General features: G+C 30.7%; 11 protein-coding genes. 1 reads left to right on the top strand and 10 read right to left on the bottom strand.

Features of this window, described 5'->3' with window-relative positions; genetic code table 11:
* Positions 1-57 precede the first annotated feature (57 nt).
* Positions 58-2,454, bottom strand: coding sequence for a helix-turn-helix transcriptional regulator (locus BUB83_RS07565; protein ID WP_073337853.1), 2,397 nt, complete (start codon positions 2,452-2,454; stop codon positions 58-60).
* A gap of 470 nt (positions 2,455-2,924) precedes the next feature.
* Between BUB83_RS07565 and BUB83_RS07560 the strand changes: the two genes are divergently transcribed.
* Complete coding sequence (locus BUB83_RS07560; RefSeq protein ID WP_073337852.1) at positions 2,925-4,448, top strand: sulfatase family protein; 1,524 nt, start codon at positions 2,925-2,927, stop codon at positions 4,446-4,448.
* A gap of 89 nt (positions 4,449-4,537) precedes the next feature.
* Here the strand turns inward: BUB83_RS07560 and BUB83_RS07555 are convergent, their stop codons facing one another.
* The 9 genes from BUB83_RS07555 to BUB83_RS07515 all read right to left on the bottom strand — a co-directional run bounded on the left by BUB83_RS07555 (position 4,538) and on the right by BUB83_RS07515 (position 15,700).
* Positions 4,538-6,007, bottom strand: coding sequence for a sulfatase-like hydrolase/transferase (locus tag BUB83_RS07555; RefSeq protein ID WP_278336921.1), 1,470 nt, complete (start codon positions 6,005-6,007; stop codon positions 4,538-4,540).
* A gap of 8 nt (positions 6,008-6,015) precedes the next feature.
* Positions 6,016-7,503 carry a UxaA family hydrolase gene (locus BUB83_RS07550; protein WP_073337850.1) on the bottom strand — a complete coding sequence of 496 codons (1,488 nt, stop codon included), beginning with the start codon at positions 7,501-7,503 and terminating at the stop codon, positions 6,016-6,018.
* 116 nt (positions 7,504-7,619) lie between these two features.
* Positions 7,620-8,051: an L-fucose mutarotase gene (gene fucU, locus BUB83_RS07545; protein WP_073337849.1), complete on the bottom strand. Its 432-nt coding sequence runs from the start codon at positions 8,049-8,051 to the stop codon at positions 7,620-7,622.
* Positions 8,052-8,104: 53 nt separating this feature from the next.
* Positions 8,105-9,121, bottom strand: a complete 1,017-nt coding sequence (locus BUB83_RS07540; protein WP_073337848.1) for an aldo/keto reductase — start codon at positions 9,119-9,121, stop codon at positions 8,105-8,107.
* A 57-nt stretch (positions 9,122-9,178) separates the two neighbouring features.
* The gene (locus BUB83_RS07535) at positions 9,179-10,522 is read right to left on the bottom strand and encodes a class II D-tagatose-bisphosphate aldolase, non-catalytic subunit (RefSeq protein WP_073337847.1); all 1,344 of its coding nucleotides are present in this window, start codon (positions 10,520-10,522) and stop codon (positions 9,179-9,181) included.
* Between the two features lie 11 nt (positions 10,523-10,533).
* Positions 10,534-11,580 (bottom strand): galactitol-1-phosphate 5-dehydrogenase, encoded by a 1,047-nt coding sequence (locus BUB83_RS07530; protein ID WP_073337846.1) that lies wholly within the window; start codon positions 11,578-11,580, stop codon positions 10,534-10,536.
* A gap of 3 nt (positions 11,581-11,583) precedes the next feature.
* A complete protein-coding gene (locus BUB83_RS07525) occupies positions 11,584-13,098 on the bottom strand; it encodes a xylulokinase (protein ID WP_073337845.1) in 1,515 nt (504 codons plus the stop codon).
* A 91-nt stretch (positions 13,099-13,189) separates the two neighbouring features.
* The gene (locus tag BUB83_RS07520; protein ID WP_073337844.1) at positions 13,190-14,059 is read right to left on the bottom strand and encodes a class II fructose-bisphosphate aldolase; all 870 of its coding nucleotides are present in this window, start codon (positions 14,057-14,059) and stop codon (positions 13,190-13,192) included.
* A 210-nt stretch (positions 14,060-14,269) separates the two neighbouring features.
* Positions 14,270-15,700, bottom strand: a complete 1,431-nt coding sequence (locus BUB83_RS07515) for an NAD-dependent succinate-semialdehyde dehydrogenase (protein ID WP_073337843.1) — start codon at positions 15,698-15,700, stop codon at positions 14,270-14,272.
* Between the last annotated feature and the right edge of the window lie 289 nt (positions 15,701-15,989).

The raw sequence follows: 15,989 nt of genomic DNA, 5'->3' as shown, positions 1-15,989 counted from the left end.
TAAAATTACTCAAAACCTTTTATATTAAAGCTTTGAGTAATTTTATTTATTTTCATTTCAATTAAAATTATCCATTTTTTCCGAATTATCAATTTTTGCTTCATTGTTTTTTTCGCATTTATTCTTTTTACCTGGAGTTGTTCCTTCATATTTTTTAAACACTCTTATAAAATTCACACTATTGTAGAATCCAACCATAGCTGAAATATCCTTTATACTATAACATTGATGATCCAATAATTTTTTTGCCTCATCAATCCTAACTCTATTAATATAATCTAACATACCCATACCTGTAGCCTGTTTAAATAATTTTGATATTCTACTAATATTCATATCAAAATTATCAGCTACCATAGATACATTAAGATTTATATCCGCATACTCTTTATTAATAAATTCTTTCATATCCTCTATTACACTTTTCTGTTTATTAAATTTCTCTTCTTCATAGTAATCATAAAATTTTTCTAATGAATTAATCATTTCTTTTTCCAATTGGTATACCGTTTTACACTTATAAAATCTTTTAAAGGGATAAATTTCTTCCATAACTGTAATCATAAAATCACTATTTTTCTCTTCAATAGCACTAATAAGCAAATTTGCCACTCCAAATATTTTAAATTTCATAGCCTCTAGAGATAAACTATTATCTTCAATAATACTGTGTGTCCTTTCCATTAAAATATTTTTGGCACTTTTGTAATCTTCAATTATTATACAATTAATAAATTGTTGTTCACTTTGAAAATATGTATCATGTTTGGATTTCTTTTCTTTATTCATTTTTATCTCACTACAGTATTCAACAGTATTTATTTCCATAAAAGTGTTGTATTCAAGAGTATCGATAGTTTCTTGATATGCTATTGGAATGGCCTGAATACCCATATTGCACTCAGAAATTGCTGCTATGGCAAAAATGCCCAGTTCAGTTTCAACCTCTTCTTTTATTTTGCCCATAATACTTGTCCAATACTTTTCATCTTTATATTGTGTAAATTCTTTAAAATTTATAATGCAGGTTAACATATCATTTATTTCTACTATAAATACTATTTTTTCCTCTTTTATAATCTCTAAAATTACTCTATTAATTATATCTTTAAGCATCATCAACATGTCATCTTTATTTAAATCTTTAAAATAAAGAAAAAATTTATTATTAACATCTAATATATAAAAGGTTATCAAAGAAAAAAAATCACCTTTAAACTCTATATTATAAATATCGCATGCTTGTTCTACTGATGAATAATCAATTTTTCCTCTAACTAGTTTGGAGATAAAATTATTTCTTAACATATCTTTCTGTTGGTCTAATTTTTCATATATGCTTTCTTTTTCTTTAATAACAGATATAACTGATTTTTGTATATAATCAAATTCATTTTTGAATCCTAATAAACTTTCTTCATCTTTATTAAATAATCTTATTAAATTACTTATGGGATTATAGTTTTTAATTGAAAATAAATAAGCTGCCACTCCACCAATTGCAAAACACAATGCGATGGTTATAAATATCAGGTTTTTAATCTCCGCTGATTTCTTTAACAAACTTTCAGTTGGTACAACAATTATATATTTCCAACCATTCACTTCTGAAGTAACATAATTTACAATATATCTATTACCATCTATGCTAAATTTAGAAACATTTTCACTATGCATAAAATTATTTTCAATCAATTTCTTGGTGAAATTTTCATTTGTAGTTGCTATTACAGGGTTTAACTCTTTATCAAGAATTATTATATTACCTTCAATTATTTCATTGTTTTTAATCATTAAATCATATATTGCTTTTTTATTTAACTCCACCACAATATTTGCTTCAACCTCTTTCCTAGAATATATGGGCAAGGATTGCATATATTCTAAAGGTTCAACTAACTCATCTTGCTTTATGCTATTTTTCTCAATATTATCATTATCAATTCTGTCATTGTAATAAACTCTATAATTATTGCTCTTTAATTTTTTATACCATCTATCATAGCTATTATTCTCTTCTTTATAATTTAATCTATAATATTCTAGGGGACCATAAGCTCCAAAATCTGAAATAATAAAATCATTATTTTTAAAATATATAAACAACTTGTCTACGTATCCATTAGCAATTTTAAAATTCTTGATATAGTTCATTATTTCAAGTTTATTATAACTTTGGATTGGTCCTAATTGTCCATTATAAACCATCAAAGTATTAATCTTGCTGTAAAATGCCATTTTTGTTACTATTTGTTCAATACCAACTAAATTAGTGTCTATAGTTGTTTGAAATTGTTTCAATGATTCAATATAAACGCTATTTGTTTTCTCTTCAATTACGTTAAGAGACTCTGCATAAATATAACAACTTAAAATAATGGGTATTGTAAGTATGAACATATAAGATAATATCCATTTTATAAAAATTTTATGCTCTTTGTATTTATTCTTCATCAACTTCGCTCCTTTCCTAAGTTCATAACCATATAAACCTTTTTGTATTATTATACCATTTATGATTTAAATATCCTATAATTATTATTTACTATTGACTTAATCCCTATAAATACTAACATTTATCAACCCAAGTTTATCTCCCCTCAACTTACCAACATTCTGGCTTTCCCCCCTTCCTAATCAGTGAAAATAGTAGGTCTCAAATCATAACTTTTATATCTATATCCGTTTCATGATAACGAATACAATATATCATTTACATTATAGCTGGTCAATGTGCTTTATTTTTTTTATATGCAAATTTTAAGATTATACAGCTTGGTACTATATTTATTTAAATAAATATATTCCATCTTATAAATTCACAAATACATGTTAGAATTTTATATTCAAATATCTTCTTATTGAGATTACACTTTATTATATATTCACATTATTTTTTATTAAATTAACTGGAGGTTGAAAACATGAAGAAACCTAATATTATTGTTATAATGACAGATGATCATGCTGCGCACGCCATGAGTTGCTATGGTAGTAAAATAAATACTACTCCAAATATGGATAGAATAGCTAATGAAGGTATCAGATTTGATAATTGTTTTTGTACAAATTCTATTTGTGCTCCTAGCCGTGCTGTAATTCTTACTGGAAAGCATAACCATTTGAATGGAGTACGAACATTAAGTGATGGCTTTGATAGCACTCAAATGACATTTCCTAAACTTCTTAAAAAAAGTGGTTATCAAACTGCAATGATAGGAAAATGGCATTTAGGAGAGGAAAAAGAAAATTGGCCTACTGGTTTTGACCGTTGGTGCGTATTTCCAGGTCAAGGTGACTACTTTAATCCTGTTATGAACGATATGGGAGAAAATAAAGTTTTTGAAGGTTATGCAACAGATATAGTTACTGATCTTTCCCTTGATTGGATGGAAAGCCGAGATAAAGAAAAACCTTTTTGTTTATTATGTTACCATAAAGCTCCTCATAGACCTTGGGAACCTGATGCTAAACATGCTCATATGTATGATGATGTAGATATACCAATGCCTGATACTTTCAATGACACTTATGAAAACAGATCTAATGCTGCAAAAAGAGCTAACATGAGAGTAGTATCGGATATGGACTCTGTTGATTTAAAACTTCAACCGCCTGAAAATATTAAAGATTACGGGACAACCATGCCTGGTTGTGAACACTTAAGAGATAAATTCAATGCTGATAGTTTTAGAATTCCACTACCTGAAAGTGTAGAAAATTATTCATTAACCACTGAAAATGGAGAAATAGTAACTTTTAATTCTTTAGATGAACTTAAGAATTGGAAATATCAAAGATATATAAAAGATTATTTACGTTGTGTAGCCTCTGTGGATGATAATGTAGGTAGATTATTAGATTATTTAGATGAAGAATCTTTAACTAATGATACTATTGTAATTTACACTTCTGATCAAGGATTTTTCTTAGGAGACCATGGTTGGTTTGACAAAAGATTTATGTACGAAGAATCCTTAAGAATGCCATTTGTGGTTCGTTATCCAAAAGGAATAAAAGCTGGAATAGTTTGCAAAGATATGGCCTTAAACTTAGACTTTGCTGAAACTTTCCTTGACTATGCTGGCGTAGATATACCGGCTGAAATGCAAGGAAAATCATTACGTCCTTTATTTGAAGAAAAAACTCCGGAGGATTGGCGTACTGGAATGTATTATAGGTATTGGATGCACTTAACTCATCATAATGTAGCCTCTCACTATGGTATCAGAACAGATAAATACAAATTAATTTATTATTATGGTGAAGCTTTAGACGCAACTGAAGCTTTAGATATGCCAACTGAACCTGAATGGGAATTATTTGATTTAGAAAAAGATCCTTGTGAAATGTTTAATGTTTATGATGACTTAGAATATAAAGATATTGTAGATAAACTAAAAACTGAATTGTATAAATTAAAAGAAGAAGCTGAAGATTATAAATAAAGTTTCCTTTTCTTGCAAAAAATAAACCATTTGAAAATATTCTCTTGGTTTATTTTTTGCATAAAATATATTATTTGAATTAATCAATCTTAGTTTTCTTTCAATTTCAATTGTCTTAAACGTCCTTCCCCTCGAAACAAATCCTGTGCTGCTTTCATATTTTCACCTTGAGTTACTACATGTAGGCTTAAATCATTCTTTTCTTTCATGGTGTGAGTTTCAACCGTAAGTCCAAGTTCTTTTTTCCATTTTTCTAACTTATTCATATATGTTTGTTTAATTTCTTGGTAAGATGAATTATCAAATAGATTGTTAATTTCTTCAGGGTCATTAATTATATCATATAACTCTCCAAAAACTTCTTCCCCATCAAAAAATCCAGTCATTTTCATACGATGGTCATTCATTAATTTATTTTCTATTACATTCCCCTCTGGATAATAAGTAAACTTCCACTTAGCATCTTTTACCATTAAAGCTGATTCATTCTGTAATGCACCGCAATAATACTGGGCATATACTTCATTCTTATGGGATTCACTTTTATCCTCAATATAAGGCATAAGACTTTTACCTTGTACAGAATTAGGAATATCCAACTTTAGAATATCCAAAATTGTTGGCATAACATCAATAGATTCAACAAAGCTGTCCATTCTCTTTCCTTTATATTTATTCTTAGGAAATTTAATTAAAAGAGGTGTTTTCATAACCTGTTCATACATATGACCCCATTTTTCTACATACCCATGTTCACCTAACATACTGCCATGATCAGAAGTAAATATTATTAAACTATCTTCATATAAATCAAGAGATTTTAATTTATCAATAACTTGCCCAACACGGTCATCAACATGTGTAACTAATCCATAATAAGAAGCTTTACATTTTCTATAATCTTCTTCATTTAATAAATTAAATCCTCTTACTTCATGAAAATACCTTTGCAAAACTGGTTTAGTATTTAAATTCTCATTAATGCTATTTGGCATTGGTAATTCACTAGGTTTGTACATAGATGCATATGGTTCTGATGGAATATAAGGTGTATGGGGATCCATAATAGATAATCTAGCAAAAATGGGCAACCTGTCTGCACTTATGTTATCAAGATCATTTAAATAATTCTTTGTTACAATACTATCCATTGTATCATCTTTATGAGAAGGTCTTGTGCCAGAAATAATCAATGGAATTTCACCATAATTCCTTTTATACTCTGTTTTTTTTCTAAGTTCAGGGTCTGTAATTCCAAAACACGTTACATAATTTTCAGGATTATTTGTTTTATAAATTCTTTCATTGGAGGAACTCATACCAAACTTAGCTGGTTCAATATTACAATGCCATTTACCTTGATTTAAAGTAAAATATCCTTGGTTTTGCAAAATACTATACATGGATACTTCATTATCCAAAGGTCTTAACATATTATCAAGAGCACCATGACTGAGCGCATGACGTCCAGTTGCAATACTAACTCTAGAAGGAACACACATAGGACTGTTACAATATGAGTTTTCAAAAACAATAGAATCTTCTGCTGTATTATAAATGATATTAGTTAAAGTGTCACTCCTGATTTATATATGGCAAGTTCCCTAAATCCATTTTTTTCATTATTAACCCATTCTCCACTAGCCACTTCAATTACATAATCAATGAATTCCTTAGCCACTTCCTCTATAGTTTTATTCTCAGTTAACTGTCCTCCATTAAAATCAATCCAATGTGGTTTCTTTTTATAAAGTTTAGTATTTGATGAAATTTTTACAGTGGGTACAAAACTCCCAAATGGTGTGCCTCTTCCTGTTGTAAATAATACTATTTGACACCCTGCTGCAGCTTGCGCTGATGATGCAACTAAATCATTAGAAGGTGAGTCTAAAAGGTTCAATCCTTTTTTCTTCAAAACTTCCCCATATTTTATAACATCCATCACTGTAGAATATCCAGATTTTTGGGTACACCCTAAAGATTTATCCTCTAAAGTAGTTATACCTCCATCTTTATTGCCTGGAGATGGATTTTCATATATTGTTTGTTTATTTTCTCTGCAAAATTCTTTAAAATCATTTATCATATAAACTATTTTATTAAATACCTCCTCATCATAAGCTCTTTCCATAAGTATAGTTTCTGCACCAAACATTTCAGGTACTTCAGTTAAAATTGTAGTTCCTCCATTAGCTACTAAATAATCTGAGAATTCTCCTAATAAAGGATTTGCAGTAAGTCCTGACATACCATCTGAACCACCACACTTAAGTCCAATTTTCAACTCGGATATTGAAATATCCTCTCTTTTATCATTCTTCATATTTTCATATAAATCCTTCAATAATTCAACTGCTATAGGTATTTCATCTTCAACTTCCTGAACCACTAAAAACCTAACTCTAGATTCATCATATTCTCCTAAAGAAGTTATAAATTCTTTCATTTGAATATATTCGCATCCTAGTCCTAAAACAAGTACCCCTCCTGCATTTGGATGCCTTACCATATTTCTCAGAATATTTCTTGTAGCTATAAGATCATCTCCCATTTGGGAACAACCATTATTATGTTTAAAAACCCCTAAATAATCTATATCATCAATTTTTACTTCTTCCTTGAATTTATTAATTATTTTATCACAGGTACCGTTTACACAACCAACTGTAGGAACAATCCATAATTCATTTCTTACCCCAACACTTTTATCCTTTCTTTTGTACCCTTTAAAAGTACGAAACTCATCTTTATATATATTATTGCAACTTTTTTTATTGTACTTATATTTCTCAATCCCTTGCAGATTAGTTTCTACATTATGACAATGTACATGTTCACCTGAATTAATTTTTTTTGTAGCATGTCCTATTTCATAGCCATACTTTGTAATATTTTCATCTTTTATTATATCATTTATTGCTATTTTATGACCCATCTTTATATCTTCTTTTACTTTAACTTCCCTACTGCCATCATATAATATTTCACCTTTTTCTAAGTTTTTTAAAGCCACTAACACATTATCTTTTACATTTATTCTTATATGTTTTATCATTTATTTTCACCCACCTAATTTAGAATAGTATTTTTATAAGATTTTCTTATAATAAAATAAAAGGAGGGTGTTTATAACACACTCCTTTTATTTTATGAAATATATATTATTAATTTCTAATCTACAACTACGCCTTTTTTCAATATAATGTTTGCATAAAGTGCTGATTCACCTGTTGCAACCACTGCATATGCTTTTTTAGCTCTTTCATAAAACTCAAAGCGCTCTACATGTTCAAATCCATCAAAATTTGCATCATGTTTTTTAACTACGTCTCTATATTCTTCCCAAATAGGAGTTTTTACTGGGTCTCCTGGTACAACTTCCATAAGAGAAACAGCTTTTTCTACGTATGGATCTAAAGGGAAAAATTTTAATATTGCATCTAAAAGTTCAGGTACATCATGTCCATCAGCTCTTACAAGACGATTAGCTATAGATGCTGCTGGAAAATTACCATCTGATATAACTATTTCATCACCATGACCCATTTCCATTAAGATTTTAATAAGTTCTGGAGATATTATTTTTGGAATTCCTTTTAACATATTATTTCCTCCATTATTGAAATAGAATTATTTATTTATAAAGAATAACTTTTTTATGCAGGTGTTATTTCGCCATCAACATCCCATAAAGCTTCCCATGTTTGACCTGCTTTCCATAAGAAAACATCTCCTTTTATAAGACGACAATTCTTATCTACCTTTTCCATTTCTTTCATTTCTTCATCCGTTAATAAATCTGTAACTGCTGCCTTAAGATTACTTGCATATTCATTTCTATAAATTGAGAATGGAATTGGACTTTGTCCTCTTTGTACTGCCCATTTAACACAAATAACAGCTGGATGTACTCCATGAGCTTTTGCAATTTTAACAACAATAGGATCTTCAATATCAACAAAGTCATTTTCAGTTTTGTCACGATCCGGACGAGTTGGTGATCCAATTGGGCAGAAACCTATTGGAACTATTTCATTTTCTTTTAAATAGTCAAATAATTCTGGTTGTTGGAAACATGGATGTAACTCCATTTCGTTTATAGCTGGTTTAATTTTTGCATCTCTCAAAACCAATTTCAATTTTGGAATTGTCATATTTGAAGTCCCAATATGTTTTACAAGTCCCATTTCTACTAATTGCTCCATTTGACGCCATGTTTTCATATAGTTTTCATGAATATATGGTTTAGCATTAGGATCTCTTGAATCTATTGAAACACCTTTTCCATGGAAATTAGGGAATGGCCAGTGTACAAAATATACATCTAAGTAGTCTAATTGAAGATCTTTAAGAGTTTTTTTGCAAGACTCGATAACATCATCATGTTTATCATTCCACACTTTAGAAGTTATAAATAATTCTTCTCTTTTTATTCCTGTTTCCATTATTTCTTTAAATACTTCCCCTATTAAATGTTCATTTCCATAAACAGAGGCACAATCAAATAATCTGAAACCAACTTCTGCTGCTCCTTTTACTGCATTTGCAACTTCTTCTGCTGTAAAACGATCTGAACCAAAAGTTCCCATTCCTATTCCTGGCATTTTAACTCCAGTATAAAGGTTTCTTTGTGGTACTGATTGTGGATCAATAATATCATTTAATTTTTCCATATATATTCTCCTTTTATATTTTATATTTTCTATTTTCTATTCATTCTTTTAATTTTATCAAACTGCTAATCTAGAATTTGATTTTTCTGGTGTACATGCAAATACATAATCATCAATGCAATTTACTACCCAATCTTTTATTAATGCTTCAGGCTCATTTTCAAGTAATCCAATTCTTATTTTATTGTATTGAATAGGCATAAATTGATGAACTAAAGTTAATGGTATTTTAACTTCTTTCAAATTGCTTACCATTTTATCAACCGCTGTTCTTACATCTTCTCCTGGAAGATAGTATCTACATCTATCTGAATAGCTGTATTTTCTAGCATATTTTATAGCTTCTGAACTTCCGTGGTAATGTTTCTTCCAATTAGACGGATTTTTAACCATTGCCATATCTAAAACATCAATGAAATGTGATAGTTCAACATCTGCATTATATTTAAACAATTCATTTTCTATATTATTAAGAGCAAATAAACCTTCTCTTAAAGCAAATGTCAACGCTGGTCCAACTTTTAAGATTGCTATTCCATCTTCCACCATATCTTTTAATTTATATTTTGTTTGATAATCTGTTGAATGTCCTTCAAATACAAGGCCATTGTATTTATTTAAAGAAGAAATTAATTCTTTTGCTGCTTTTTTATCATATTCATCTACAGATTCATCACCAAATTCAACTCCTGGTTGAACAACAACTGCTATTACTCTTTCCCAAGCACTGTTAAGTCCATGTCTTTCATAAGCTGCTTTAAAAGTATCAACTGTTGATTCAAAATCTTCTACTTTTGTAACTTGTATTCCTTCTTCTTCCTCTTCTTGTGCTCCACCAGGTATTGGTACTTCACTTCCTACTACATAAACAGGAGGTACTGCCTCTGGATTAGTTTTTAATAATTCTTTATAAGCTTCTTCAGCTACTGCACAAAGAATAGCTCCTCTTTCTGCAATAACACCAGTATCTAGTGGTTCGTCTTTCGCATCATCTGCCACCTTCATACTTGTATCTATATGAATCTTAGTAAAACCTGCAAGTACATATTCTCTCAATAATACTTTAGATTTTTCCATAGCCTCAGTTTCATTTTCATTAACCCATGTAAGAGGACCCAAATGATCTCCTCCAAGTATTATTTTATCTTTAGGGAAATTAACTTTTTCAGCAATACAATTTACGAATTCTACATAATCTTTAGGCATCATTCCTGTGTATCCACCAAATTGATTTACTTGATTTGCTGTAGCTTCAATCAATACATATTCATCATCTATAAGCGCTCTTTCAAGTACAGCCTCAATAACGTAATCACTAGCAGTACAAGCAGAATAAATTCCTTTTGCTACTCCACTTTTTTGACTTTCTACAATAGTTACCATTGGATGTTTAATAGACATAATTATCCCCCCTAATCATTTAATAATAATATTTTACCTTTAACAAATCCTGGTGTTTTATACATATCAAAACCGCTTTTTATTTCACTTAAAGGAAGTCTTTTAAAAATAAGTTCATCCTCAAATCTTAAATCTCCTGTTGAAAAATAGTGTGCAGTCAATGTCCATTCCTTACCTGGGAAAGGAGCACTATAAGACATCCAAGATCCTGTTAAATCAAACTCTTTTCTTAACATTTTTTCAAGTAATTCAGGTGTAAAGTTCAACTCTCTTGTTGGAGTTCCTATATAACAAACACCTGCTTTATTGCCGGCAAGTTCAAAAGCTAGTTTCATAGTTGCATCTACTCCAGCTGTTTCATAAACAAAACCAAAACCATTGTTACCTACTAAATCTTTAATTTGTTCTTTGTAATCTTCATCTCTTGTATTAATTGTGAAATCTACTCCAAGTTTCTTAGCAAGTGCTAATCTATCATTATCTATATCAAATACACAAACCCTTTTAGCTCCAAATATTCTTGCCCATTGTGCAGTGAATAAACCAATAGTTCCTCCCCCAAGAATAGCAACATCTTCTCCACCTTTATAATCACAACGTAACAAACCATGTAATGCTACTGTAGAAGGTTCAAAAAAAGCACCTTGTTCATAACTTACACTATCGCCAAACTTTACTACATTTTTTTCAGGCATTTTCACATATTCTGCAAAACTTCCTTGTTCTCTTGAACCAATGAAACTATAATGCTTGCATAAAGCATAATCACCTTTTATACAATCATCACATTTCATACATGGAACAAGTGGTACTCCTGCAACTCTATCTCCTACTTTTACACAAGTCACGTTTTCTCCTATTTCTACAATATCACCCGAAAATTCATGTCCAATAACTATAGGATAAAAATGTGCCCCATCGGCTAAAACTCTTGGTATATCTGATCCGCAAATTCCTGTTGCTCTTACTTTTACTAGAACTTCACCTTCTCCAACTTGTGGATTTGAAACCTCTTCGAATCTTAAATCATCTTTTGCATGAATAACTCCTGCTTTCATTGTTTACACCTCACTATTTTTAAATGTTTCTTTTAAATTTTCATATATTTTAAGATAAGTATTATAATACTTTTTATAAACTTCATGTGCTTTCATATTTGGTTCATGAACTCTAGTTATTTTAATAGTTTTTTCTACTGCCTCTTTAAAATCTTTATATACTCCTGTTCCAACACCCGCTAATATTGCTGCTCCTAAAGTTGTTGCAGTATCAGATGTAGGCACTTTAATAACCTTACCAGTAACATCAGCTTTGATTTGAGTCCAAAGTTTACTATTTGCGGCTCCACCCATTGCTATAAGTTCATCAACTTTTACATCCACTTCTTCAGCAGTCTTTAAATTATGCTGAAGTGAATAAGCTGTTCCTTCTAATACTGAGCGTACCATATGACCTTTTGTTTTATCATATCCAAGTCCAAAGAAAACACCTTTTGCATTTTTATCCCATATAGGAGATCTTTCACCTGCCATATAAGGCAAAAAAATCACTCCCTCTGAACCCTTTTCCACCTTAGAAGCTTCATTAACTAAAGCATCAAAAGCATTAACTCCAGTGCTTTTTTCCATCTCAACTTCATAAGCTCCTAGCTCTTGTCTAAACCATTTAAGACTTCCACCACCTACTGTTCCACCTTGTAATAACCATGCATCAGGTATTACATGATAACCTAAAATTAATTTAGGATGTCCCAATGGTTCTTCTAAACATATACTCATACCACCAGCTTGTCCGCCTTGCTCTTGAGTTTGTCCGAATTCAATAACTCCTGAACCTAATGTTCCGCAAGCTGCATCTAGCCCTCCTGCTACAACTGGAGTTCCAACCATAAGCCCCGTTGCTTTTGCTGCATCTTCACTAACTTCTCCAATAACCTGATGACATGGAAAAATATCCGGTAGTTTGTCAATGTCTATTTCTAGTTCATTGCAAAGATTTTCATCATACTTTCCTGTTTTCATATCAAACATATGAAGTCCATATCCTTGAGATACTTCTTGAGTCATTTCTCCTGTTAACTTGAATGCTATATAACTATTACATTGAAGAAATTTATAAGTTTCTTTATAAATATCAGGTTTATTTTCTTTTAACCATAAAATTTTTGGTGTAGTATATGTGGCATCAAAAGAATTACCACTAACTTCAAAAATTCTATCAAACCCTATCTTTGCTAATGTTTTTTGTGATTGTTCTGTAGCTCTTCTATCCATCCAAATCATTGCATTATGAAGTAGATTTCCCTGTTTATCAACAGGTATACATGCCCAACTTTGCCCATCTACACCTATGCCTGCAATATCTTCTGCATTAATATTTCCTTTACTTAAAGCTTCTTTAGTGGCTGAACAAACAGCTTCCCACCATTCCATAGCATCTTGTTCCACATAATCTGGCGCTGGATAATATACTTTATAAGGTTTTGTATCTTGAGCAACTACTCTACCCTTTAAGTCAAAGATAGCTACTTTACAAGCTGAAGTCCCGATATCTATTCCTAGCAATAATTTACTCATATCAATACTCCTTTATATGATTTAAATTTATACATTTACTTCAATATTTAATCTATAGCTAAACGTTTAGCTCTTCCTTAAAAAATGCAAATTACTTGCATTCTTTAGCTAGTCCAGAACTATTACATAATCTTATTTTCTCTTTTACAACTTCCTTTACAGCAAGTCTAGCTGCCCCCATATAATTTCTAGGATCGCTTTCATTTGGATTCTTTGCAAAAGCTTCTTTAATAGCTTCTGCCATAGGTAATTTAAGTTCAGTTGCTATATTTATCTTAACTATTCCTCTTTTTAAAGCTTCTTTTATACTTTCATCTGGAACACCTGATGCTCCATGCAATACAAGTGGAATATCTTGTACCACTTCTCTTATCTCCGATAATCTATTAAAATCTAATTTTGGTTCTCCTTTATACATTCCATGAGCTGTTCCAATTGCAATTGCAAGACTGTCTATTCCTGTTGATTCAGAAAAATCTTTTGCTTCACTAGGGATGGTAAATGCTGCATCTGCTTCATTGATGAACATATCATCCTCAACTCCACCAATTCTTCCTATTTCAGCTTCTACCGCAACTCCAGCAAAATGAGCTAGTTCCACTACCTTTTGAACCATTTTGACATTTTCTTCATAAGGTAACTCTGCAGAATCAATCATCACTGATGTATATCCACTTTGTATACATTTAATAATTGTCTCATAAGATGAGCAATGATCCACATGAAGAGCAACAGGGATGTCATATAATTTTGCTTCTGCTTTTACCATAGCTGCTATATTATGAATACCTGCATGTTTTAAAGTTCCTGGAGTAGTTTGTATAATTACTGGTGCATTTTCTTCTGACGCTCCTTGTAAAACTGCTTGTATAGTTTCCATATTATGAACATTAAATGCAGCTATTCCTACGCCTCTTTCTTGCGCTAGTTTCATAAATTTAATAGGATTAACCAAAGCCATATTTATTCCTCCTAAAGATAAAATATATCGTTATTCTTTTTATTTTGATATAGAGCGAAACGTTTCGCTTTCTCTTTAATTAAAGTATAGTCCCTTTTTTTTTATCTGTCAATAGTATTGTGTTGATTTTAAAATTCACATTAAATTACTGACACGAAAAAAAGAATTGCTAGCTACGAAACAGCAATTCTTTTTTTATTTCTATAATCCTTATAATTTTAAACTAATTCTTTGTACATAATAATATTCCTCTAAACTAAATCTAGAACAATCTTTTCCCACTCCACTTTCTTTGCATCCACCATGAGGCATATTGTAAGTGAAAAATGGTTCATTAACACATACACTTCCTGAATCAATATTTCTTGCTAGATTTAAAGCTTCTTTTAAATTATTTGTATAAACATAAGCTGCTAATCCATATATAGTATCATTTGCTAATTCTACTGGATCATCATTTTCATCAAATTCAAGAATAGGCATAATAGGTCCAAATATTTCCTCTTGGTATACCTTCATATCTTTTGTCACATTCATAAGAACAGTTGGCTGAAAGAAATATCCATCTCTTTCTGCTTTTTTACCTCCACATAGAATTATGGCTCCCTTTTTAACTGCATCTTCAATAAGATATTCCATACTTGATACTGCTCTGGCAGATGATAAAGGTCCCATAAGAAAATCTGCTTCATCCTTCCCACTTCCTAAAGTAATTCCCTCAACAAACTCCTTAACCTTTAAAATAAACTCATCTTTTATATTTTTGTGTACAAAAACTCTATTTGGAGCAACACACACTTGCCCAGAGTTAGTAAATTTACCTTTTGCTATTGCAGATACTGCTTGCTCAATATCCGCATCATCAAAAACAATAACTGGTGCATTTCCCCCTAACTCCAGAGAAAGATGCTTTATAGATGTTGCACTTTGCTCAACAATTTTTCTTCCAGTTTGACTTGACCCAATAAGTGTTATTAAATCTGGGATCGTACTTTGATTTAGTGTTTCTGAAATAGATGCACCTGCACCTGCTATCATGTTAATTACACCTGCTGGCATTCCAGATTCATGTGCAAGCATACCTACATATAAAGATGCAAGTGGTGTTATAAATGCTGGTTTTAAAACACAAGTGCACCCAGATGCTAAAGATGGACCTAATTTATATCCTATGTTTAATAGGGGGAAATTCCACGCTAAATAGCCAACAACTACACCAACTGGTTTTCGAATAATCATATTCATATGACCATCATCATAATCTGGAATAATACTTCCATCCAAACGTTTTGCTTCTTCTATAAAAAATCTTAAGCAATCTGGTAGCATATTAAAATCATATTCAGCTGTTTCATAAGCTTTTCCTGTTTCTTGTATTAACAAATCTATAATTGTTTCTTTATTTTCTTCAAGTTTATTTGCAAAATTTAAGATATATTTTTCTCTTTGTGAAAGCGACAGCTTAGACCAAGTTTTAAATGCAATTTCTGCTTCTTTTGCTGCAAGTATAGCTTGTTCACTTGATGCTTCAGCAAACCTGGCAATCACCTTGCCTGTAATTGGACTATACACTTCCATTTCTTTTCCTAATCCATCTACAAGTTCACCACCAATTAAGTGTTTAAATGAAATTTTATTCATAATTCTTCCTTCCTCTCTATACTTTAATTTTCTCTTGATATCTCTCCCATTCTTACAATATCATCATGACTAAAAGAAACTTCTTGGATATGTATTGAAGTAATTTAAATATATGGATATATATTAACCACCTAAATAAAGCTATACATGTTTTGTAAAAATATGGTTACTATAGGTGTCCGCAATAACTCTGGTAACTTACCCTTCCATGTCTCACAGGATCTGTGTCCTAAATTCCTTCGTTCAGTCTATCCAAGAGGCGGATGTCAGCATATGCTCCTCGACCGGG

This window comes from Clostridium grantii DSM 8605 (assembly GCF_900129965.1).
Lineage (GTDB): Bacteria > Bacillota > Clostridia > Clostridiales > Clostridiaceae > Clostridium_AF > Clostridium_AF grantii.
This window is presented reverse-complemented; position numbering and strand designations above follow the sequence as displayed.